This window comes from Paraburkholderia kururiensis JCM 10599 = LMG 19447 (genome assembly GCF_003986935.1).
In the GTDB taxonomy this organism is placed as follows: domain Bacteria; phylum Pseudomonadota; class Gammaproteobacteria; order Burkholderiales; family Burkholderiaceae; genus Paraburkholderia; species Paraburkholderia kururiensis.
This window is the reverse complement of record NZ_RJZE01000007.1, coordinates 136,792-158,237: the sequence shown is the minus strand read 5'-3', so window position 1 is coordinate 158,237 and position 21,446 is coordinate 136,792. Positions and strand designations below refer to the sequence as shown.

General features: G+C 63.1%; 18 protein-coding genes, 1 tRNA gene and 2 pseudogenes. 14 read left to right on the top strand and 7 right to left on the bottom strand.

Annotated features, from left to right (window positions below):
- Positions 1 to 80 precede the first annotated feature (80 nt).
- The 8 genes from ybgC (at position 81) to PKKP23_RS10450 (ending at position 5,871) form a co-directional block, all read left to right on the top strand.
- Positions 81 to 560, top strand: coding sequence for a tol-pal system-associated acyl-CoA thioesterase (ybgC, locus tag PKKP23_RS10485; protein ID WP_126876897.1), 480 nt, complete (start codon positions 81 to 83; stop codon positions 558 to 560).
- Between the two features lie 155 nt (positions 561 to 715).
- On the top strand, positions 716 to 1,393 hold the full coding sequence (gene tolQ, locus PKKP23_RS10480; RefSeq protein WP_017772897.1) for a protein TolQ: 678 nt from the start codon (positions 716 to 718) through the stop codon (positions 1,391 to 1,393).
- 16 nt (positions 1,394 to 1,409) lie between these two features.
- Positions 1,410 to 1,862 carry a protein TolR gene (gene tolR, locus PKKP23_RS10475; RefSeq protein ID WP_017772896.1) on the top strand — a complete coding sequence of 151 codons (453 nt, stop codon included), beginning with the start codon at positions 1,410 to 1,412 and terminating at the stop codon, positions 1,860 to 1,862.
- Positions 1,859 to 2,872: a cell envelope integrity protein TolA gene (tolA, locus tag PKKP23_RS10470; protein ID WP_126876820.1), complete on the top strand. Its 1,014-nt coding sequence runs from the start codon at positions 1,859 to 1,861 to the stop codon at positions 2,870 to 2,872. The genes tolR and tolA overlap by 4 nt, the downstream gene beginning before the upstream one ends.
- A 109-nt stretch (positions 2,873 to 2,981) precedes the next feature.
- On the top strand, positions 2,982 to 4,274 hold the full coding sequence (gene tolB / locus PKKP23_RS10465) for a Tol-Pal system beta propeller repeat protein TolB (protein ID WP_026121052.1): 1,293 nt from the start codon (positions 2,982 to 2,984) through the stop codon (positions 4,272 to 4,274).
- 17 nt (positions 4,275 to 4,291) lie between these two features.
- Positions 4,292 to 4,804 carry a peptidoglycan-associated lipoprotein Pal gene (gene pal, locus PKKP23_RS10460; RefSeq protein ID WP_017772893.1) on the top strand — a complete coding sequence of 171 codons (513 nt, stop codon included), beginning with the start codon at positions 4,292 to 4,294 and terminating at the stop codon, positions 4,802 to 4,804.
- A gap of 24 nt (positions 4,805 to 4,828) precedes the next feature.
- Positions 4,829 to 5,578: a tol-pal system protein YbgF gene (gene ybgF / locus PKKP23_RS10455; RefSeq protein WP_026121051.1), complete on the top strand. Its 750-nt coding sequence runs from the start codon at positions 4,829 to 4,831 to the stop codon at positions 5,576 to 5,578.
- 217 nt (positions 5,579 to 5,795) lie between these two features.
- Positions 5,796 to 5,871 (top strand) — tRNA-Lys (locus PKKP23_RS10450).
- 389 nt (positions 5,872 to 6,260) lie between these two features.
- Here the strand turns inward: PKKP23_RS10450 and PKKP23_RS34985 are convergent.
- Positions 6,261 to 6,479 (bottom strand): annotated as a pseudogene (locus PKKP23_RS34985) (aminotransferase class III-fold pyridoxal phosphate-dependent enzyme); the annotation flags it as partial.
- Between the two features lie 359 nt (positions 6,480 to 6,838).
- Between PKKP23_RS34985 and speB the strand changes: the two are divergent.
- From speB to PKKP23_RS10410, 6 genes are all read left to right on the top strand, one after another.
- The gene (gene speB, locus PKKP23_RS10435; RefSeq protein ID WP_126876819.1) at positions 6,839 to 7,831 is read left to right on the top strand and encodes an agmatinase; all 993 of its coding nucleotides are present in this window, start codon (positions 6,839 to 6,841) and stop codon (positions 7,829 to 7,831) included.
- Between the two features lie 60 nt (positions 7,832 to 7,891).
- Positions 7,892 to 8,788: a LysR family transcriptional regulator gene (locus PKKP23_RS10430; protein WP_126876818.1), complete on the top strand. Its 897-nt coding sequence runs from the start codon at positions 7,892 to 7,894 to the stop codon at positions 8,786 to 8,788.
- Positions 8,789 to 9,134: 346 nt separating this feature from the next.
- The gene (locus PKKP23_RS10425; RefSeq protein ID WP_126876817.1) at positions 9,135 to 9,992 is read left to right on the top strand and encodes a transporter substrate-binding domain-containing protein; all 858 of its coding nucleotides are present in this window, start codon (positions 9,135 to 9,137) and stop codon (positions 9,990 to 9,992) included.
- A gap of 49 nt (positions 9,993 to 10,041) precedes the next feature.
- A complete protein-coding gene (locus PKKP23_RS10420) occupies positions 10,042 to 10,704 on the top strand; it encodes an amino acid ABC transporter permease (protein WP_126876816.1) in 663 nt (220 codons plus the stop codon).
- Between the two features lie 21 nt (positions 10,705 to 10,725).
- Entirely contained in the window at positions 10,726 to 11,379 is a 654-nt protein-coding gene (locus PKKP23_RS10415; protein WP_126876815.1) for an amino acid ABC transporter permease, read from the top strand.
- On the top strand, positions 11,376 to 12,224 hold the full coding sequence (locus PKKP23_RS10410) for an amino acid ABC transporter ATP-binding protein (RefSeq protein ID WP_126876814.1): 849 nt from the start codon (positions 11,376 to 11,378) through the stop codon (positions 12,222 to 12,224). Before PKKP23_RS10415 ends, PKKP23_RS10410 begins: the two co-directional genes overlap by 4 nt.
- Positions 12,225 to 12,491: 267 nt before the next feature.
- On the opposite strand, the gene PKKP23_RS10405 is transcribed toward PKKP23_RS10410, so the two are convergent.
- The 6 genes and pseudogenes from PKKP23_RS10405 to PKKP23_RS34980 form a co-directional block, all read right to left on the bottom strand.
- The gene (locus PKKP23_RS10405) at positions 12,492 to 14,456 is read right to left on the bottom strand and encodes an SPFH domain-containing protein (RefSeq protein WP_126876813.1); all 1,965 of its coding nucleotides are present in this window, start codon (positions 14,454 to 14,456) and stop codon (positions 12,492 to 12,494) included.
- A 117-nt stretch (positions 14,457 to 14,573) separates the two neighbouring features.
- Positions 14,574 to 16,004, bottom strand: a complete 1,431-nt coding sequence (locus PKKP23_RS10400) for a hypothetical protein (protein ID WP_126876812.1) — start codon at positions 16,002 to 16,004, stop codon at positions 14,574 to 14,576.
- Positions 16,005 to 16,085: 81 nt separating this feature from the next.
- Positions 16,086 to 16,955 carry a peptidylprolyl isomerase gene (locus tag PKKP23_RS10395; RefSeq protein ID WP_126876811.1) on the bottom strand — a complete coding sequence of 290 codons (870 nt, stop codon included), beginning with the start codon at positions 16,953 to 16,955 and terminating at the stop codon, positions 16,086 to 16,088.
- 10 nt (positions 16,956 to 16,965) lie between these two features.
- Positions 16,966 to 18,756, bottom strand: coding sequence for a ShlB/FhaC/HecB family hemolysin secretion/activation protein (locus PKKP23_RS10390; RefSeq protein WP_126876896.1), 1,791 nt, complete (start codon positions 18,754 to 18,756; stop codon positions 16,966 to 16,968).
- Positions 18,757 to 18,818: 62 nt separating this feature from the next.
- Positions 18,819 to 20,900, bottom strand: coding sequence for a two-partner secretion domain-containing protein (locus PKKP23_RS10385; RefSeq protein ID WP_240658876.1), 2,082 nt, complete (start codon positions 20,898 to 20,900; stop codon positions 18,819 to 18,821).
- A gap of 66 nt (positions 20,901 to 20,966) precedes the next feature.
- A pseudogene (locus PKKP23_RS34980) lies at positions 20,967 to 21,373 on the bottom strand (contact-dependent growth inhibition system immunity protein).
- Positions 21,374 to 21,446: the final 73 nt, after the last annotated feature.

Genomic DNA, 21,446 nt, shown 5'->3' with positions numbered 1-21,446 from the left:
CTGGCCGCTCCGGCAGACGCAAAAGCGGCATTCCGGGCGGTTTGCAGCGAAAAAGCAACATGCCTCTTCGTTCCGGTAGAATGCGCGGCATGAATATGTCGACCAGCCAGTCCGGTACAGGGACCGGTTTTATGTGGCCGATCCGCGTGTACTACGAAGACACGGACGCGGGCGGCATCGTGTTCTACGCGAATTACCTGAAGTTTTTCGAGCGAGCCCGCACCGAGTGGCTGCGCGCATGCGGCGTGGACCAGCACAGGCTCGCCGAAGAAGCCGGCGCGCTTTTCATCGTACGCAGCACTGCCGTCGACTACCGGGCGCCGGCCCGGCTGGACGACGTCATCACGACCTTGAGCCGTATCGAGCGAATCGGCCGCGCCTCGGTCGACTTCGCACAGGAAGCGTGGCGCGACGGCGCGCTGCTCGCCACGGGCAACATCCGTGTGGGTTGCGTGGACGGCGCGACCCTTCTCCCGGCCGCTATTCCCCCGCGTGTGCTCGACGCGCTGCGGCGCGGACCAGCAAAAAGCATAGCCGGCTCGTCAACGGCTAGCGCCTGAGCACCGTTGTTACGACGCCAGTGAACTCACATCGGCCAAACCATGCGGAAGCCATGCTGCACAAGGCTTTCAGCGACGCTTCCGGTTAGCCGACAAAACGCTTTGGGACGCCTTGCACCCGGACGCCCCTCTGGGGAACGCCAAAACGAACCTCTATGAACACTACACAAGATCTCTCGATCATTTCTCTCGTTCTCAATGCGAGCCTGCTGGCACAAGCAGTGATGGGGCTGCTCCTGTTGCTGTCGCTGATGTCGTGGACGTTCATCTTCCGCAAGTGGTTCGCGATTCGCCGCGCCCGCGCGCAGACCGAACGCTTCGAACGTGATTTCTGGTCGGGCGGCGACCTGCAGGCGCTCTATCAAAGCGCCGCGAACAACCGCCACACCATCGGGGCGCTCGAACGCATTTTCGAGTCCGGCATGCGCGAGTTTCTGAAAGGCAAAGAGAAGCGGCTCAACGATCCGGGTGCAATTCTCGACGGCGCTCGCCGCGCGATGCGCGCAGCGTTCCAGCGCGAAATGGACGCGCTCGAAGCCAATCTCGCGTTCCTCGCTTCGGTGGGTTCGGTAAGCCCGTACATCGGTCTCTTCGGCACGGTGTGGGGGATCATGAACGCGTTCCGCGGTCTCGCCAACGTGCAGCAGGCCACGCTCGCGAACGTCGCGCCGGGCATTGCGGAGGCCCTCACGGCAACCGCCATCGGCCTCTTCGCGGCCATTCCGGCTGTGGTGGCCTACAACCGCTACGCGCACGACATCGACCGGCTGGCAATCCGTTTCGAGACCTTCATCGAAGAGTTCTCGAACATTTTGCAGCGCCAGGCGCACTAAGCATCAGGAGTCCACGATGGCCGGTTCAACCCCCGTTCGTTCCAGCATGCGTGGCGGCCGCCAGCGCCGCGCGATGTCCGACATCAACGTCGTGCCGTACATCGACGTGATGCTGGTGCTGCTCGTGATCTTCATGGTGACCGCGCCGCTCGTCGCGCCCTCCATCGTGAACCTGCCCACCGTCGGCGGCGCCGCGCCGCAGCAGCAAACGCCGCCCGTGGTCGTCAACATCCGCGCGGACGGCAACATGAGCGTGCGCTACAAGGACGACAGCGGCGCCACGCAGCAGGAAAACATGGCCCGCGCCGATCTGAACAGCTTCATCGTGGATCGCGAACAGTCGCATCCCGATCAGCCGGTCGTGATCGCCGCCGACAAGACCGTCAAGTACGAAGCCGTCATGAATGTGATGTCCGACCTCAAGGCTCGCGGCGTCAAACGCGTCGGACTGCTCGTCAAATCGCAATGATCCGCAGGACTTCAAGCTATCCGCTCCGGCCCCCGCGCGAACGCGGCACGGGTCGAGCGTTCCTGCTCGCTTTGCTGATGCATGTGTTGCTGGGGTTCTTCCTGTACCACGGCATCCACTGGCAAAACAGCACGCCCGCCGGCGCCGAGGCGGAGCTTTGGACCGAGGTTCCGAACCTCTCGACGCCGCAACCCGCGCCGCCGCCTCCGGCTCCCGCCGCGCCGGCCCCGCCGGTACGCGACGAAGAAGCCGACATCGCGTTGCAGGAAAAGAAACGCAAGCAGGAAGAGGCGGCGCGTGCGGCGCAGCTTGCTGAACAGCAGCGCCTGAAACTACAGCAACAGCAAGAGGCCGAAGCACGGCGCCAGCAGCAGCTCGCAGCTGAACAGGCGGCGCAACTGGCCGCGCAGAAGGCCGCAAAGCTCAAGCAGCAGCAGGAACAGCAGGCACAACAGGCCGCCGAGAAGCTCAAGCAACAGCAGCTCGCGGAACAGAAAAAGCAGCAGCAACTCGAGCAGCAGAAGATCGAACAGCAAAAGCAGGCGCAAGCTGAGGCGCAGAAACAGGCCGCCGCAGCAAAGGCGGCTCAGGCGAAGGCCCAGGCTGAAGCGCAGGCGAAGAAGCTCGATCAGGAACGACGCGCGCGCATTGCGCAAATGCAGGGCATGGCGGGCGGCGGCGACAGCGCAAGCGGCAACGGTCTCGCGAAAAGCGGCACCGGCAGCGGCGCAGGCGGGACTGCGGCGTCGCCCGGCTACGCCGAGAAGGTGCAGCGGCGTGTGCGTCCGAATGTCGTGTGGTCGGGTGAAACGCAGGGCCTCGAAACTGTGGTCGCGGTACGCTGCGCGCCGACGGGCACGCTGCTCTCTGCGACCATTACGCGCAGCAGCGGGAACGCGCAGTGGGACGACGCCGCGTTGCGGGCCGTCCAGCGCTCGGACCCGATGCCGCTCGATACGAACGGCAAGACGCCGCCAAGCTTTACGATTACCCTGCGACCGGCCGGCTGATGGCCCTGCGGCCCTGCGGCACGGCAACAAGCGGGAACGATTCTGGCTACAGCCGGTCTCTTTGCTGTTACAAAGTGTTGAGAATTGACTTTTCGGGAAGCGACACAGCATGAGTTTGATGACGAAGCCTGGCCTGCGGACCCTTTTCGCGTCGTGCCTCATTGCCGCCTGCGGCGCCGCTCACGCGCAGCTCAATGTCCTCGTGACGGGCGTCGGCTCCACGCAGTTTCCGATCGCCACGGCGAACTTCGCCAATGAGGCGAGCGCGCCGCAGCAGGTGAGCACGATCATCCGGCAAGATCTGCAACGCAGCGGCAAATTCAGCAACATCGACGCGGGCAGCACGCCTGTCTCGGAAACCGACTCGGTCGATCTAGGCGCCTGGAAGGCAAAGGGCGCAGACGCTTTCGTGTCCGGCAGCGTGAACCGCCTGCCGAACGGCCAGTACGAAGTGCGCTTCCGGCTGTACGACACGGTCAAGCAGCAAAGCCTGGGTGGCCTCGTTCTCGTCAGCCCCGAAAGCGGCCTCAGAATGAGCGCCCACAAGGTGGCCGACTACATCTACGACAAACTGCTCGGCACGCGGGGCGTGTTCGCCACACGGCTGTCGTACGTCATCAGGACAGGCGGCCGCTATCAGTTGCAGATTTCCGATTCCGACGGTCAGGACGCGCACATCGCGCTCTCCAGCCCGGAACCCATCATCTCGCCGGCATGGTCGCCGGACGGTACCAAGGTCGCATACGTCTCCTTCGAAAAGAAGAAGCCGATCGTTTATATCCATGACCTGCCCACGGGCCGCCGCGTCATCGTGTCCGACCAGAAGGGCAACAACAGCGCGCCCGCATGGTCGCCGGACGGCCGCACGCTCGCGGTCGCCCTTTCGCGCACCGGCAACACGCAGATCTTCGCCGTCAACGCCGACGGCACCGGCCTGCGCCGCCTCACGCAAAGCAGCGCGATCGACACCGAACCCACCTTCTCGCCTGACGGCAAGTGGATCTATTTCACGAGCGATCGCGGCGGCCAGCCGCAGATCTACCGCATGCCGGCTCAGGGTGAAAGCGCTGGCGCGGCACAGCGCGTAACCTTCACCGGCAACTACAACACCAGCCCTCGCGTCAGCCCCGACGGCAAACAGCTCGCGTACATCTCACGCGTGGGCGGCGCATTCAAGCTGTATGTTCAGGACCTCGATTCCGGTACGGCCACAGGCCTGACCGACACAGTGCACGACGAATCGCCGAGCTTTGCGGCGAACGGTCAGTACATTCTTTACGCCACACAGGTGAACGGCCGTGGCGTGCTGGCGGCAGTCTCGACCGACGGTCGTGTTCGCCAGGTGTTGTCCGTTCCGGGCGGCAGCGTACGCGAGCCGTCCTGGGGTCCTTTCATGCAATGACACTTAGGAGAGCAATAATGATGTCGAAAAAGTTCCGCTTGGGTTTGGCCGTACTGATGATTGGTGCACTGGCCGCCTGTAAGTCCACGCCCCCCGTCAATCCCAACGCGAACCAGGGTGCGGTGTCGGGCACGCAGCCGAACCCGAACGCGGTCGCACCGGTGACGGTGGATGAGCTGAACAATCCGAACAGCCCGCTCGCCAAGCGCAGCGTCTACTTCGACTTCGACAGCTATTCGGTGAAGGACGAGTACCAGCCGCTGCTGCAACAGCACGCGCAATACCTGAAGACGCACCCGCAGCGTCACGTTCTGATCCAGGGCAACACCGACGAACGCGGCACGAGCGAGTACAACCTCGCGCTCGGCCAGAAGCGTGCCGAAGCCGTGCGTCGCTCGCTGTCGCTGCTCGGCGTACCCGACTCGCAGATGGAAGCTGTGAGCCTCGGCAAGGAGAAGCCGGTTGCGCTCGGTCATGACGAAGCATCGTGGTCGCAGAACCGTCGTGCCGACCTCGTGTACCAACAGTAACGAACGCATGGGATGAAGGGGCGTATGTCACACCGTATCTCCTGGCTGCGGTTCGCCGCAGCTGCCTCCGTCGCCGGCGCCGCCTTTGCGGCGGCACCGGCGCATGCTGGCCTCTTCGACGACAACGAAGCGCGTCAGGCCATTCTCGACCTGCGCACCAAGACCGATAACCTGACCAGCCAGCTGTCCGCGGCACAACGCACGATCCTCGACCAGTCCAACCGTCTCGACCAGCTCAACCAGCAGGTGGCGACGTTGCGTGGGCAGAACGAAGACCTGGCGAATCAGTTGTCCATCCTGCAGAAGCAGCAGAAGGACTACTACACGGACCTCGATGGGCGGCTCAAGAAGTTCGAGCCGCAGCAGCAGACCGTCGATGGCGTGCAGGGAATCGTGCAGCCCGGCGAAACGGATGCGTTCAACGCCGCCTCGCAGCAGTTCCGCAACGGCGACTTCAAGAACGCGGCAGCATCGTTCCGCAGTTTCATCGCGAAGTACCCGCAAAGCCCCTATCAGCCAAGCGCGCAGTACTGGCTCGGCAATGCGCTCTACGCGCTCAAGGACTACAAGGGATCGACGTCCACGTGGGACGGCGTCGTGAAGAACTACCCGCAGAGTCCGCGTGCGCCAGAAGCGCTGCTCGCCATCGCGAACAATCAGCTCGAGCAGGGCCAGAAAGCAGCGGCCCGCAAGACGCTCGAACAGATCCTCGCGCAATACGGCAGTTCCAGCGTCGCGCAGTCGGCACAAAGCAGGCTTTCGCAAATCAAATAACAAGGCAGCCCCGCTGCCAAGCAAAGCAACGCGCACCGCATCACAACGCTACGCGCGCCTCTCGACGAAGAGCCCGGAACACGAGGTGTTCCGGGCTTTTTCGTATTCGCTTCTGCCGCACGTGTTTTACGTACGACGACGGGCACCTCGCGCAACGTTCCCGACGGCGCGGCGGATTGACAGGCCTGGGGGGCGCCGGTACAATCCCGCTTCTTTCGGGTCGTTAGCTCAGCTGGTAGAGCAGCGGACTTTTAATCCGTTGGTCACTGGTTCGAATCCAGTACGGCCTACCACCTACCCTATCGGGTGTGTACCGAAGGAAAATCAAGCACTTACGCGAAAGCGTCAGTGCTTTTTTTTCGCCCAAAGATGGGCCGGCGATGTCTAAAACGTACCCTTTGCCGGAAATTTGCCGGAACGGAGAATCCAGACCAAGCGACCCGAACCTTTCGCCTGGAGTCTCTGGATGGCATACATCAGCCAGCGCGGCGCCTACTGGCGCGCCGAAGTCCGCAAGCGCGGACACAAACCTATCTATCGGACGTTCGATACCAGGCAGCTGGCCCGCGAGTGGGCCCAGCGGATCGAGGCGGAAATCTCCATCGGCATCTTCGTTGATCGCACGGAAGCCGAGCGCCATCTTCAACGCCGTGTCGACCGACTCCGAGCCGGAGTTCGTGAAGAAGATCCGGTCGAGGGTCTCCGGCATGAAATCCGCAATTCGGGCCGCTGCTTCGAACGCAAGCTCGTGCCCCATCTGGAACGTCGGCGCGTAGTCCATGGTTCTGAGCTGAGCGGCGACGGCCTCGATGATTTCCGGACGACCGTGACCTGCGTTGACGCACCACAGGCCAGCCGTTGCATCCAGCACGCGACGGTTATCGTCCGTTATGTAGTACATGCCCTTCGCGGACCTGAACATGCGCGGCGCGCGCTTGAACTGCCGGTTCGCCGTGAACGGCATCCAGAAGTTCGACAGAGTGGCGTCGCTGATCGTTGTGCTCATCGAGAAATCCCTCCTGAAATAGGTAGCCGGCTGCATTCCGAATGCCACAGGCGTGGCTTCAATGTATTCAGGCAAGGATGCCGGTTCAATGTCGCATGAAGGAAGTCGACTTCGCGCAACCGAAAAGCAATCCGGTGAGTCAGGCAGAGAAGTTCTGGTTTCGCGAAAGTTGACTTGCGTGTTTGGGGAATTTCAGCGCGGGCGCCAGGTGCTACCGTGAAGGCCGTTCTCACCAGTCTGTCGAAGGACCACACATGACCAGCAGCCTGCCGCAACCCGTCGACGCCGGACTTATTCCTCGATTTGCGGGTCTTTCCACGTTCATGCGCCTTCCTGCCGTATCGAACTTCGCGGACGTCGATATCGCGCTGATTGGCGTCCCCTGGGACGGCGGCACCACTAACCGGGCCGGAGCACGGCACGGGCCGCGCGAAATTCGCAACATGTCGAGCCTCATGCGCAAGGTCCATCACGTCAGCAGGATCGCGCCGTACGATCTGCTGAGAGTGGGCGATGTCGGCGATGCCCCGGTCAATCCCATCGACCTTCTCGATTCGCTGCGGCAGATCGAGCATTTCTACAGCGCCGTTCATCGTGCGGGCGCCATTCCGATTTCGGCAGGCGGCGATCATCTGGTGACGCTGCCCATCTTTCGCGCCATTGCGAAGCACCGGCCCATCGGGATGATTCACTTCGACGCCCATTCCGACACTAACGACACCTATTTCGGCCACAACCCGTATACGCACGGCACGCCGTTTCGCCGCGCAATCGAAGAGGGGCTTCTGGACCCGAAGCGCACGGTTCAGATCGGCATTCGCGGCTCGGTGTACTCCGCGGACGACCTCGACTTCGCAAGAGATGCGGGCGTGCGCATCATCGAAATGGAAGAATTCACCGCGCTGGGCGTTGCCGGGACGATTGCCGAAGCACGGCGCGTCGCAGGTACCGGACCCGCCTACGTCAGCTTCGATGTCGACGCACTCGACCCTTCCTTCGCCCCGGGTACCGGCACACCGGAAATTGGCGGCATCACGACACGAGAAGCGCAGCAGATGATCCGCGGGTTGCGCGGCCTGCACCTGATCGGCGCCGACGTTGTGGAAGTGTCGCCCCCGTTCGATCCCACCGGCGGTACGGCACTCGTGGGCGCAACCATGATGTTCGAACTGCTTTGCGTGATAGCGGAAGCTCAGGCCCAGTATCGTACAATCGCCGGCGAACGACGTACTGTCGTCACAGATTGAGGTGCGTTTCCTGAGGTACCTTTGCGGCCACCGCTCCGAAGAAACCCGGCGAGCTAGACCATGCTTGGAAACCTGTCAGACGTGGATCTGAAGTCGCTTCGGATCTTTTGCACGATAGTTGAAGCCGGCGGGTTCACTTCTGCACAGACGGTCCTGAATATGGGCCTGCCGCGCCTGAGCATCACTGTGCGCGATCTCGAAGTACGGCTCGGCACGACGCTATGTCACCGTGGGCGCCAGGGGTTCCAGGTGACCGAAGAAGGGCTTGCGGTCTACGAGGCCGCACGCGCGCTTTTCTCAGACGTAAGCCGTTTTCTGGACGCCATCGGCGCTTTGAGCGGTCAGCCCAAAACGCGGCTTGAAATCGGCTTTGTCGACGGTCTGCTCTCCTTCCCCGGCACGCCTACCGTCACGGCGCTGCAACGCTTCAGGGAACGCTCCGCCAGCACGCATCTCACCGTCCATGTGATGCCCCCGGGCGACCTTGAAAAGGCGGTGCTGGACGAGAAGCTGAACCTCGCGGTAGGCGCGTTTCACCACCATCTTTCAGGGCTCGTCTACACGCCGCTCTTTTCCGAAGAGCAGGGACTCTATTGCGGCCGCGACCATCCGCTGTCGACTGCAACCGGCGTAAACCTGATGGAAACCATCGAGGCCGCCCCGTATGTCGAGCGCGGGTACCTGGCCGAAAGCCACAAGCCGCATCACGTCAATCTGAATCGCGCTGCCACGGCGTTCTCGATGGAAGCGACGCTCACCATGCTGCTGACGGGGACGTACATCGGGTACCTTCCAACGCACTTCGCGAGGCGCTGGGAAGACGAAGGGCGGCTGTTTGCGCTCGTGCCGTCTGCCTTCACCTACCGCTCTCTTTTCAGCATCGTCACGCGTCAGGGCAAAGCCCTCGACGCGACCACACAGATGATGCTCGACAGCTTTCCACGCTCGGCCGAGTAATCCGCGAGCGGCTTGACCATCGCCCGCGGCGCGGGTGCGTCGACCACTTCCCTCTTCTGCGCAGTTTCACTTCGCGTTCACTTCGTGTCGTGATTCCGGTCGCGTGGCAGGCGGCCTCGGCACCCCGCTGCATGCTTTCCAATCCCCGCAAGTTGGGTTTTTTTGACCAGCATTGATGCACCAACAGGCCCCTCCTACATTGAGGTCACGGCAATTCGATCGTGAGGGAGGTGGCAACACAACCCGACCGGAATCGCCCGACGCCTGTTTCCTGAATTGAGAGGCTGCCCGTATCGCAGCCTGCCTATCGTTATCCCTTCGAGGCGCCTGCGCCGATGGAAATATCATGCTGAGATCCTTCCGTACCCTCCTCCTGTCGTTGGCCGGCGCGTGTGCCGTCCTCGTATCGACACCCAGCTGGTCCGAGAGCAACGATCTGCTGTCCCGTATCAGAACCAACGGCCAGATCACCATCGGCACCGAAGCGCGTTATGCGCCGTTCGAGTACATCGAGAACGGCAAGATCGTGGGCTACGACGCGGACCTGATGCAGTACGTGTTGAAGCCGCTGCAGGGCGTCAAGGTGGATCAGCTCGATCTGCCTTTTCAGGGGCTTCTGCCTGGCCTCGACGCGAAGCGCTTCGATATCGTCGTGACCGCCGTCACCATCAACAAGGAGCGCCTCGAGCACTTTGCGTTCACGTTCCCCGTGGCCGACGCAACGACCGGCGTACTGCTGCGCTCCAATGAGCCGTCCATCAAGAAGCCCGAGGACCTGAACGGCAAGATCGTCGGCACCCAGGCAGGCACCGCACAGTTGCAGGCAGCCATCGCGCTCGACCAGAAGCTGAAGGCCGCGGGCGGTTCCGGACTCAAGGAAATCAGGCAATACGTCGCCTTCGACGAGGCCTACGCCGACCTGGCCGTGGGACGTCTCGATGCCGTTGCGCAGTCGCTTGCCAACCTTGGCCCGCTCATGAAATCGCGCCCCGGGGTTTTCGCCATCATGCCGGAAACAATTGGTCCGAAAACGTACTTCGCCTGGGTGGCCCGCAAGGACGCTGACAGCGCCGCGCTGGTCAAGCTGTTCAGCGACGGCATCGCGCGCGCCAACCGCGACGGCACGATGAAACAGCTCCAGCTGAAGTGGTTCGGTACGACCATGGACGTGCCGGCCCAGGCATTGACCGCACCCGCCATGTAACGAAGCGGCGCCAGCGACGGTCCCGCCCTACCACGAGCGTTGAGACGACATGAACGAGCCAACCTTCCTCACCCGCAGCCTGGACTACCTGCCTCCTCTGCTCGATGGCGCGCTCACGACCCTGGCGTTATCGGCCATTGCCGTTCTGTGCGGCTTTTTCGCCGGCGTCTTCGTCTACACGATGCTGGCGAGCCGGAACCGCTGGCTGGCTGCGGCCGCGCGCGTGTACGTGAGCGTGTTCAGGGGCACGCCCATGCTCGCGCAACTGCTGGTGTTCTACTACGTGCCCGCCGCGCTCGGGCTCGGTTTGCCGAGCCCCGTCGCCGCAGTGATCGGACTCTCGCTCAACACCGCGGCCTACCAGTCGCAGATTCTGAGCGCCGGCTTCCATTCGATCCCGAAGGGTCAACGCGAGGCAGCCGGCGCGTTCGGTCTCACGCGGTGGCAGACGTTGTGGCACGTCGAGGTTCCACAGGTCGTGGCCGCCACCTTGCCCGCGCTCGTCTCGGAGATGATCGATATCGTGAAGGCGTCGGCCGTGATCTCCGTGATCTCTGTTACCGACCTGATGCGCGTCAGCCAGCAACTCGCTTCCGCCACTTACCGGCCGCTTGAAACCTACACGCTTGGCGCGCTGATGTACCTCGCCATCACGACGCTTCTCTCGCTTGCGGGGCACCGCTACGAGCGACGCATCAGCCGGCGCGCCTGACACGAAGGACGGCAAATTCAGATGAACACCTTGTTTTCCCTCTTGCCGCGCTTCGCCGCGGGCATGCTCGTGACGCTGGAAGTCAGCCTGCTCGCAGCGTTCATGGGCATGATGGGCGGCTTTGCGCTCAATGTGCTGCGCCTGCGCTTTCCTCAGGTCGTGGCCACACCGTACCGCCTGTATGTCTGGCTCGTACGCGGGATGCCGTACCTGTCGCAACTGGTGATCGTCTACTTCGGCTTGCCAGCGCTCGGTCTGACCATGACGGCGGTACAGGCAACCGTCGTCTCGCTTGCCATGTACTCGGCGGCGTACTTCGCGGAGATATTCCGCACATCGTGGGCGAGCATTCCGCGCGGACAGATGGAAGCAGTGAGAGCGTTCGGCATCGGGCGCTGGGCGTCGTTTCGCGCGATCGAGTGCCCGCAGGCCATTGCGTTTGCCGTACCGCTGCTGACCAACATGGTCATTCTCGTGATCAAGGAAAGCTCCGTCGCGTCCATCATTACGGTACCCGAATTGACGATGACAGCGAGTGACCTGGTCTCGTCGACGTATACGTATATCGGCCCATACGCGATGCTGATTTCGTGCTACTGGCTGCTGACCCAATCTGTCGCGCTGCTGGCTAGACGCATGGCCGCACTGACTCCACTCCTAAGGAAAATGTCGTGAGCGATTCCCCCATTCTCCAGCTTCGCCGCGTCGGCAAGTCATACGGCGAACTGCGCGTCCTGAAAGGCTTCGATCTCGATGTGATGCGCGGCGAAATCGTCTCGCTGATCGGCCCCTCCGGCTCCGGCAAGACGACGGCATTGCGCTGCATGAACTTTCTGGAGACGTATGAAGAAGGCGAAGTGCGAGTGAAGGGCAGGTTGCTCGGCTACCGTGCATCGAACGGCAACGGGCGTGTGCGCGATACCGACGCGAACATCGCCGAGGTACGCCGGCCCATCGCCATGGTGTTTCAGCAATTCAATCTGTGGCCGCACATGACCGTGCTGGCCAACGTGGCGGCGCCGCTCGTGCTTTCGCGCAAATGCAGAAAAGCCGAGGCCGAGCAGAAGGCGAAGGCCGCACTCGATCATGTCGGACTCGCCCGCAAGGCCCAGGCGTACCCCGCACAACTGAGCGGCGGTCAACAGCAGCGCGTCGGCATTGCGCGGGCACTTGCAATCGAACCGGAGGTCATGCTGCTCGACGAACCAACATCGGCACTCGACCCGGAACTGGTTGAAGAGGTGCTGAGTGTCATCCGCATGCTCGCGCAGGAGGGCCTCACGATGGTGATGGTCACTCACGAAATGAGCTTTGCAGCCAAGATATCGAACAAGGTGGTGTTCATGGAGGCCGGCCAGATTATCGAAACGGGATCGCCGGCACAGTTGTTCGGCAATACCCGTACGCCCCGACTCCGGCAATTCCTCAAGCCATGGCTTGACCGTAGTCTTTCGCTCGCAGAGGGAATGGCGCGACCGGGGCACGAGGTGATGTCGTCGAACCACGTACCCCTGTCATGAGCGAAGCGGTCAGCTACGCCGTGCCAACAACCACCGGCTCATTGCTATAAGCGCCACCGGCGCACGCGCTGACAAGAACCGGCACAGGCAGAAGGAGCGGCAACAGAAATCGCCGTAGCCGAACGTTCAATACGCCATCACTCATTTCGTTTTCCTGTTTCTCTTGCAGTCAGTCACATCAGGTCACGCCGCAGCATAGGGTTCTGCCGGCCCGGCCGCGTTCAATGCCCCGGGAGATCAACCCCACGGGCGACCGGTACCGCCGTGTCAGGGCTTCGGCTCGCCAGCGACTGCCCCGGGGCGCCCCTGTGACTGCGAAAGCTCAAGTGCCTTGAGCGAACCCATGAGCGACATCAGGGTGGAGAACGCATTCCCGTCGCTACCACCGCCAAGCTGGATCTGTGGAACCAGCGGCACCTTCGCGGTTTCGAACGCCTCGGCCAGCCGCAGCATGACGGTCTGCATCAGCTGCTTGTCGGCGCCCTCTCCCTGAAGCGCTTCGGACTTCGCCTTGATGGCGGATGCCTCCGCCTCACCCACCGAGCGGATCGCCGACGCACGCCCCGAGCCTTCCATTTCCTGCCGGAACTTCTCTGCCTGCGCCAGCGCCTCGATTTCCTGCCGACGCTTCTCGGCTGCCTTCACGCTCGCGGAACCCTGGTTCTCCTTGATGCTGATGTCGACCAGCGAGCCCGTCAGTTCCTTCTGCTTTGCCGCCCGCTGCTCTGCCTCGTTCAGCTCGCGCTGCTTGTCCGCTGCGATCTGCTTCTGGGCAAACGTCTCCACCTGCTCGCGCGCGATCTGCCGGTCGCGCAGCTGCGCCATGATGTTCTCGATCTGTACGTCACCGACCTGCGCCCTGGGCGTGCCGATCAGCACTTCCTCGAACTCGAGCGAATACGCCTGGAAGCGTTCGCGCATGTCGTTCGATGCATTGACCTGCAGTTCGCTGCGCGACTGGATCAGCTCGATGAACGTCTTGGTCTGCGACACGTTCTTGAAGTACGACGACACCATCGGGTCGAGCGTCTGCTCGACGAGCTGCTCAATGTTGCCGAAGCGCTGCACGACCATGGGCGCTTTCCGGTAGTCGATGTGCACCACGACTGAGAGCGGCAGCAGTGGCTCGAACGCATCCTTCGTGATCAGCGTGATTTCGCGCAGGTTCGAATCGAAGCTCGATCCGCTCTCACCCGACTTCCACATCAGTACGAAGTTGGTGGTAGGTACGAGTTCGATCTTGCCGGCATAGGTGTTGAAAGCGTACTTGCCCGGCATCAGCGGATCACGCCAGACGCCCCGGCAACCGTTCTCGACCAGTTCGCCGTGGCTGTAGTCGCTGCCGGACAGGTCGTCACCGCGACGCCCGGTGTACGAAACCACCACGCCCACATAGCCGACCGGGATCACCGTCTTGCGGATGAATTCGACCGTCGCGAAGAGGCGGTTGATGTACCAGGTGCCTTCGACGAGGACACGCTCCTGCCGGCCGCGGCGGCCACCAGCAGCAAGGAACTTCTCCGGCTCCTGATACGAGTTATGGACGTCGCCGACATCGGGCGCGAGCAGCTCATCCTTCGGCAGTGCGGGTCCGTCCTGGACCGTTACGATCGCCAGCAGGTCGGAGTCGTGCTCGCCTTCCGCGCCCTTGATGACGACAGGCGAGAATCCGCCACGCTCATCCAGAAGTGCGCGCATCGTCTCGTAATACGCCTTTTCCTGGGAGTTGAGCGACAGGGAATACGTTGCTTCCTCCGTCATCACCACGAAGAGCGCGGGGTTGAGAATGTGTGTGCCCTCGCGCAGTACCTTGCGCTGGGGTCCCTTCTCGCCTCCCTTTTCCAGAAATGCCCGAACATCCCGGAAATCGTCGACGTTGGCATTGTCAGCGAGTGTCTGGCCGGCGGGCAGATCGCGGCCGTCGCGGGCAAACACGTACCCGATCTTGCCCTGCGTTACCGAGACCATCGGGTGGATATGCACGCGGTACTGGAACGGCGCGAAGAAGTGGAAACCACCCCGCAGCAGTTCCGGCTGGAAGCCGGCTTCGCCTGCCAGCGCAAGCAGCCCCGACTGTACCGAGCCGCTCAGGCTCCACAGCTTCTCCACCACCCCGACCCGGTCGTTAGGTATGTAGCGGATGATGCCCGATGCCCAAACCAGCACCGCAACTACGAGCAGCACTGCCAGACCGATAGCGATCGTTTGCCCCACCTGCATCAAATGGTCCATATGTGTTTTCCCCTTCTTCCAGTTGCCGGGCCTTTCCTGCTGTGGCGTCGTAATGCCACCGCAGATGATCGATTAGCCCCATCGCTCACCCCAAAAGCTGGCACATTTGTCGTAGTCTCATTGAAGGACCCGCTTGCCGTAGATCCATTCGATACTGCCGTAAGGCGCAAGCAGATCCATGATGCTCAACCTGCTTCGCCCTTCGGCGGCATCGCCCTTGACGAACTTCGCATACGCGCCGAGATAGAACTGCTCTTCTGCTTCCGCGTCCTGACGTTCGTCACCCGACAGCCCGGCATTGATGATCGAAAGCTCTCTCACGATATTTTCGCCTTGCCATGCGCGCAGCAATGCGCCGTACTGGTTCTTGTCATTCGCAGCGTAGTAGCTCGCGTCCCGTTCGAGTTGCGGATTCGTCAACGAGGCATCATGGGCTCTGGCCATGATGTAGCGGTACACGAGCGCCCGGTACGCATAGAAGCCCGGCCCCTCCAGCGGCGACTCGGCATCTGCCAGCGTATCGATCGCCGCCTTCCATTGCTCCAGTTGAATATGGGCGAAAGTGGCTGTGACGAATCCTTCGGTGTAGGTACCCAGGACACCAGCGCGCGTGAGCTGGGGGTTGTGAGCGGCAAACTCGCGGATCTTCCCGATTTCCGGAGCAAGGAGCGCAAGCGCCTGCTGCGGGTTGTTCAGCGAGAACTCTATGCCCGCTTTTGTGGCAATCAGATCCTTGCTTCTGGACGGATCGGCCAGTCGTAAGGCGTCGTCGATCCGGGCAAGAGCCTCATCCGGTTTGCCAAGGGAATCGAGAGCGGCAGCCTCATCCTGCAATGCAGATGCTCTCTCGAATGGCGACGTCGCTGCGGCCTCCTTCTTCCGTGCCGCCTCGAGGTCTTGCTCGTGTTTCGTTCTGAGCGGATTGCCGGTAACAGTCGCTGCCATGTCCCGCAGACCGCAATAAAGCGGGCGTCCGACCGAAACAGGGTGGTCGTGAACCGTGATGTCGGTCATGCTCTGCGAGCAGCTCTGCGTACCGTTGAACGCGAAATTTACGTGGTAGGTATGCCCCTTTTCAGGGACGAAGGACGTGACGAACGGGCCACACGAAGCCGAATGGGAATCCATGTCGTCACCGTAGAGTCCCTTTACCTGTAGCTGCATGCCGGGCTCGACGCTCACGGTTCGCGACGTCTCGGCTTTCATGACGGCCTTGTTGAGCTTCTCGGTCAGGCGCGCAATTGACGGCAGCAGTATTCCACGACCGCTATCGAACACGCTTCCGACTCTCTGGAATCCGGTACATGCTTCGTCCGATGTACTTGTTGAGAAATTCACCGGCATAGGCATCCCGCTGGTTGTGAACACAACCTTTGCACCGTCTTTGGGGGCGTCGGCCACGATCTCCGTCCGCGCGACCTCTTTTTGCGCTTCCTGCTCCCCAGCCCTGTGTGATGCCGCGTGCCTGGTTGCGCACCCCGCGATCAGGAAAGTCGACGCAAATATCGCAAAAATGGTTTGTGCTGGAGGTATTTTGGCTGTATGCATTTGATTCATTAAGTTCCGATATGTCTTGTTTCAGCGCGGCTCGTCAGGTCAGACGGTACACATCTCATGGCCATGGGCTGCCTACTGCTGGACCGTCGCGCCCTTCAGCAGCCCGGCCGTGAAGTCAGCCGCGGCCTTCTCCAGCGCCAGCGCCTCAAGCTGTTTGCGGATCGTCTCCTTCACCGCGTCGAACGCGGGAATCTGCGTCGGCCGCTTCGCATCGAGCTTGACGATCAGGCGCACGTTGCCCACCGGAATCGAGTCCGGTGTCACGCCTCCCACCGGCAGCTGCGTGATGGCCTGAGCAACAGGCAGCGGCAGACCCTGCGTCTTGCCCTCGGTGACGGGCGTCTTGAAGCTCACCCACGGCAGCTCACCACCATTCGCCTTGCTGGGCGCCACGCTGTACTGCTGCGCCAGCACGTCGAACGGTTTGCCCGACTTCAGCTCGCTGAGCACCGTCGCCGCGGTCATCGCGTCGGGTACCGCAATCACCCGCGGCTTGTACTCCTCCTTGCCGAGCGACGCCACGATCTGGTCGTAGCGCGCCTTCACCTGTTCATCGGTCACCGGCGCGGCATGGATGCTGTCCTTCAGGTACAGCTGTGTTTCGGCGTTGGTCTTTGCCGCTTCCATCGCCTGCTGCACCTCGGGCTTCGAACCGTAGCCCGCCTTCTCCGCGTTCTGCCGGAACAGCTCGCGCGCGATCAGCTGCTGTTTGAGCGCCTGGCGCAGCTGGGGTGTGTCGGGCTGGTGCGCCACCTGGGCCGCGATGCGTACCGCTTCATCAAGCTGCGACTGCGGGATCGCTATGCCATTGACGGCGGCCACCGTACCGACGGGCAGCGTGGCAGCGGGGGCAGACGCGGTCTGCGCCATTGCGGGTGCAGCGATGCCGGCCGCAAACATAAGGACGGCAGCCGCAGTGATCCGCAGGGAGATTCTGTTCATCGTTGTGCCTTCAGTAGGTCCAGTTGAGTGTTCCAAGAACGAGGGTCGCCTTCGGCCCGAGGACGGCCGGCTGCGTGAGTGCGCGTCCGGCAAGCAGTTCACCCGACAGCATCTGTTTATGCCACTGCCACTGCGCGCGCAGGCCCGCGCCTACCCCTACCAGCGACGGGAAACCGGGCACCGCGACGAGATTCGCCTTGCCCGCATCGAGAAACACGTAGGGTTCGACGCGGCCATCGTGCCACGCGGGCGCGTTCACCCACGCGAGTTCGTTGCGCGACCAGATGCCCCGGTCGCCCGCAATCTCGCCCGAGCGGAAGCCGCGGATCGTGTCCATGCTGCCCAGGTACAGCTGCTCCGAGCCGAACAGCGCCACGTTCGTGTACTGGCCGCCCAGCGCGCCGCGGTACGCCAGTTGCATCCGTGAGAAGGCCGGCAGCGGCAGCGTGTAGGTGGCCGTCATGTCGAACTTCGTGAACTGGCTGTGCGCATCGGTGCGCGCGATGCCGTGTGCGTCGTGATCGGCTTCCAGCCACGGCAGCCCCTGCGATACGCCGCCATCGAGCGTGACGTTGCCCGCCGATCCGTTGAGCGCGAATTTGTGCAGCCAGTTCGCGCCCGTGCGCAGCACCGCAATGCGCTGCGGGTTCAGGTCGATGCTGCCGTTCAGCTCGCGGTCCGTGCGCCGCCACGACAGCGTCGCATCGAGGTTCACGATGTCGGCCTGCGAGCGCAGCAGCGTGTAGTTCCAGCCCAGGATGTGGCTCAGCGTGCGGCCCCACAGCAGCGCGGTGGTACCCACTACCTGCTGGTATTCGGAGTCCGACAGCGTGTAGCTGAAGGTATGTCGCCCGAACGGGATGGCGAGCGACCCCACGAGCGCGTTGCTGTCCAGGCTGTCGATGAAGTTCAGGCTCAGCGACTCCTGCAGGCCGGTCAGGTTGTCTGCCTCGACCCCGGCCCGGTAGCGGGTCACGCCGGTCGTGGAGCTGCCGTAGTTGTCGACACCCAGGCTGTAGTAGAGCCTGTCACCAGACCGGTTGCCGACCGCCACCACCGACTCGCCGGGACTCTGGCCCGGCAGGATCTGCACCTCGGCCTGGTTGCGGCGCAGCCGGTTGATCTGCGAGACGCCCTGGTCGATGTCCTCCAGCCGCAGTGCGTCGCCGGGAGCAGCGGGGAAGGCGTTTTCGTAGCCGGCATCCGTGAGCCAGCCGCCGCCAGCCGCCTTCTCGTTCTTCTTCAGGCGGTGGACCGGCTCGCCGTTCACCCTGAAGCCGCCGATGCGGCCCACCTGGATGGTCACCGTCAGCGTGCCGGAGCCAAGGTTCTGCGGACCAAGCAGTGCGCGTGTGGTGACGTAGCCTTCGGCGACGAAGGCGTCGGTCAGGCGTTTCAGCAGCACGTTGACGCGGTGCGAGCCCAGCGCATGGCCGGTGAACGGCGCGACGATGGCGTCGAGCTTCGCGCGCGGCACGCCGGGCAGCGGCGTGTACGGTTTGCCGTCCTGTTCAGCGAGCACGATGCGGCTGACCGGGAAGGTGGGACCGGTCTCCACAATCTGGTCGACCGGCGTGTCGACCGGGATGTCGAGCGTCGTCTCCGGCGCCTGCGGCGCCACCGAGATCGACGCGGGCGGCTGGGTGAGCTGGCGCTGGCGCGCCTGTTCGCGCTGCTCGTCGATCAGCTGCTGGCCGGGGTCCTGGATGGGCCGCGGTGCCGCGCCGGGCGGGAGTGCCGGAGGAGCCGCCGGCGGCGTCTGTGCGAACGCCGGCAGCGCCACGAACAGGATGGGCAGCATGGCCAGCGTCACCAGCAGGATCAGGTACCGGTTCTGCCGGCTACGTGCACGCATGGCCAGCATCAGTATCCGATCCACGTCGTCAGTCCCAGGTGCTGGCCGATCTGCACCGGCGTGCGCGACGGCGCGCGCACCGTCGTGATGGTGCCGGTGGCGGAGACGCCTTTCTGCGCGCTGATCGAGCCGCCGTCGATGATCGCGTCGCCCGTCAGGTGCACGGCGCCGTTCGCGGCGAACCCGCCCCCGACGTCGGCCGCGATGATCTGCGCCCACGTACTGCCGAAGAACGCCTTGAAGCCGCGCTGCTGGCTGATCGCCGAGTAGCCCGTCACGCCCTGCGCGTAGGTGACGGGTGCGGTGACGTCGATGTCGCCCTGCGCGAACACGTTTCCGCCGATGTTGCGCGCCACGCTCCCCGCGGTGATCGCGATGTTGCTGCCCGACTGGATCGTGCCGCCATACGGCTGCACCGTGCTCGATGCACTCGCGTGGCAGAAGATCCAGCAGCCTCGCGAGTAGCTTGCCTGCCCGGAGAACACGGCGGCGTTGGTGAAGGCATCGTCCGCGTGGATCGTGATGTCGCCGCCGTTCGACTGGATGATGCCGCCCGAGTTGGTGACGTTGTGCCCGGAGATCGTGACGGGCCCCGCCGTCGAGGCGATGTACGCCAGCTGCGACGGCTCGGTCACGGTGCCGTAGTCAACGTCGAAACCGCTGGTGGTGTGGGTCAGGAACAGGAAGCTGCCGCCCTGACGTGAGTACGCGACGGGCTGTCCGCCATTGGTGCCGCCCGTGTGGTCGATGATGTTGAGCACATCGCCCTGCGCGGCGAGCGTCACGCCCTGGTTGGAGAGGATGCGGGCGTTGTCGTTGACGATGTCGCCCTGGGCGGTGAGCTGGGCATCGCCGTTCGCGGCGAAGACGATGCCGAGGTTGTCATGCGTCGAGCGGTTCGTGATGCTGCCGCCCGCGGTGAGCGTGATGTTGCCGCCCGTGGCCGTACCGTCCGCCGCGACGCCGCCGGCCTGGATCACGCTGCCGGTGTTCGAGATGTCACCTGTTGCGGTGAGGCTGACCGATCCGGCTGCGGCGGCCAGCGTCGAGGGGCCTGTGGCGTCGTCGGAAAGCGCCATCGAGCCGGTCTTCACCGTGATGCTGTTCGCCGCGGTCATCTGCGCGCCCTGCAGCGAGACGGTGCCGGGCGTGGTGAGGGCGACGTCGTGTTCGGCCCGGATGGAGCCGTCCACCGTGGTGATGTCGCCGGTGCCTGAGACCACCACGTCGCCCGCGCTCGCGTACAGTTTGCCGAGATTGCGCACCCCAGCGCCCTGGTCGGTCACGATGAGCTGCACGCGGCCGCCCGTCAGGCCGCCGGCGGCCGTGATGTCGACGGCAAGCCCCGAGCCCGCGCTGCCCGGATTCGTGGTGCCGATGAGCCAGTCGTGGCCGTTGTCCGAAGGCGAGAAGCCGGTATCCCAGGTGGTCGTGCTGCTGCCGATGGTGGCGCGCACGCCGCCCGCCGAGCTGGTGAAGTCGTTTGTGACCGGGCCGTTGACCGCGAGGCGTTTCGCCACGAGATCGAGGTTCACCAGCGTGCCGGACAGGCCTCCGGGACCGATCGTGATGGTGCCGCCGCTGGTGGCGAGCACGACGTTGCGCTGGATGTTGCCCGGCGAGAGCGTGAGGTCGCTGAAACTCACCTGCCCCGTCGACAGCACCACGTGGCCGGCGTTCACGAAGCTGCCGCCATCCACGGTAATGCCGCTGGGATTCGCCAGGATCACGTTCGCGCGCGGGCCGAGCACGGCGATCGCCCCCTGGATGAGCGACGGGTTCGTGCTGGTCACCTCGTTAACGATCGTGCGGGCGTTGATGCCGGTGTTGTTCAGGTCGGCGCCGGCGGACGACACGTTGAACGACGAATAGGTGTTGTGCGAGACGCCGCCTGTGGCGGGGGCGATGGCAACCGTCTGGTGGCCGTTAGCGGCTGTGCTCACCGAGGTCGCAGTGCCGCCGTCGGCGACGATGCCGGCGGCCTGTGCGATGCCCGTCAGCCACAATGCGCCCGCCCACAGCAAAGCCACTACCAAGACGCGGCGGGCGCCGTCCTCTGGTGCCTGCCCCGTTTGTTTCATTTTTTTCATCCGTTCATTTCCTGCTACTCCGCCGCGCCGGCGTGCCGTTACTTCAGTTGGCTTAAGGTAACGCGCCTAACCAGTGCATCGACTGAAAGCAAGACGAAGTGCCGCTCCAACATCAATTTCAGAACTATCGGCCGGAATAACCACATCCTCAATGCCGTCGACCTTACTCCGACTCCAACTATCCAGGCGATTATGATGAGATGGAGATATCACCAACACCTTATCTTTCTTGACAATATTACAGCGCCTCATTTTTTAAATAGCGCCTGCTTGCTTTTATAGTTGTAACGAAGCATCAAGCGCTCTATCCACTGGGGATAGAGCGAATCCGCTATTTCCTGAAAGCCACGCGCCTCTTCAAGCGAGAGAAATCTACTTTCAGCGATCGCTCCTTTAATTGCATCACCAACCGCGTCGTCACCAGCATGTGGCGCTAGCAAACGCTCCGTAGCCAATAGATCGAGCACAGCCATCCGATATCCAGATTGTGGCGCGATCCATATGAACTTTTCATTGACACTCGCCATTGCCCGGCTATGCCAAATA

Bases quoted from the DNA above. Each gene is read 5' to 3' on its own strand.
- ybgC (WP_126876897.1), top strand. From the start codon at position 81: ATGCGCGGCATGAATATGTCGACCAGCCAGTCCGGTACAGGGACCGGT.
- tolQ (WP_017772897.1), top strand. From the start codon at position 716: ATGAACACTACACAAGATCTCTCGATCATTTCTCTCGTTCTCAATGCG.
- tolR (WP_017772896.1), top strand. From the start codon at position 1,410: ATGGCCGGTTCAACCCCCGTTCGTTCCAGCATGCGTGGCGGCCGCCAG.
- tolA (WP_126876820.1), top strand. From the start codon at position 1,859: ATGATCCGCAGGACTTCAAGCTATCCGCTCCGGCCCCCGCGCGAACGC.
- tolB (WP_026121052.1), top strand. From the start codon at position 2,982: ATGAGTTTGATGACGAAGCCTGGCCTGCGGACCCTTTTCGCGTCGTGC.
- pal (WP_017772893.1), top strand. From the start codon at position 4,292: ATGATGTCGAAAAAGTTCCGCTTGGGTTTGGCCGTACTGATGATTGGT.
- ybgF (WP_026121051.1), top strand. From the start codon at position 4,829: ATGTCACACCGTATCTCCTGGCTGCGGTTCGCCGCAGCTGCCTCCGTC.
- speB (WP_126876819.1), top strand. From the start codon at position 6,839: ATGACCAGCAGCCTGCCGCAACCCGTCGACGCCGGACTTATTCCTCGA.
- PKKP23_RS10430 (WP_126876818.1), top strand. From the start codon at position 7,892: ATGCTTGGAAACCTGTCAGACGTGGATCTGAAGTCGCTTCGGATCTTT.
- PKKP23_RS10425 (WP_126876817.1), top strand. From the start codon at position 9,135: ATGCTGAGATCCTTCCGTACCCTCCTCCTGTCGTTGGCCGGCGCGTGT.
- PKKP23_RS10420 (WP_126876816.1), top strand. From the start codon at position 10,042: ATGAACGAGCCAACCTTCCTCACCCGCAGCCTGGACTACCTGCCTCCT.
- PKKP23_RS10415 (WP_126876815.1), top strand. From the start codon at position 10,726: ATGAACACCTTGTTTTCCCTCTTGCCGCGCTTCGCCGCGGGCATGCTC.
- PKKP23_RS10405 (WP_126876813.1), bottom strand. From the start codon at position 14,456: ATGGACCATTTGATGCAGGTGGGGCAAACGATCGCTATCGGTCTGGCA.
- PKKP23_RS10400 (WP_126876812.1), bottom strand. From the start codon at position 16,004: ATGCATACAGCCAAAATACCTCCAGCACAAACCATTTTTGCGATATTT.
- PKKP23_RS10395 (WP_126876811.1), bottom strand. From the start codon at position 16,955: ATGAACAGAATCTCCCTGCGGATCACTGCGGCTGCCGTCCTTATGTTT.
- PKKP23_RS10390 (WP_126876896.1), bottom strand. From the start codon at position 18,756: ATGCTGCCCATCCTGTTCGTGGCGCTGCCGGCGTTCGCACAGACGCCG.
- PKKP23_RS10385 (WP_240658876.1), bottom strand. From the start codon at position 20,900: ATGAAAAAAATGAAACAAACGGGGCAGGCACCAGAGGACGGCGCCCGC.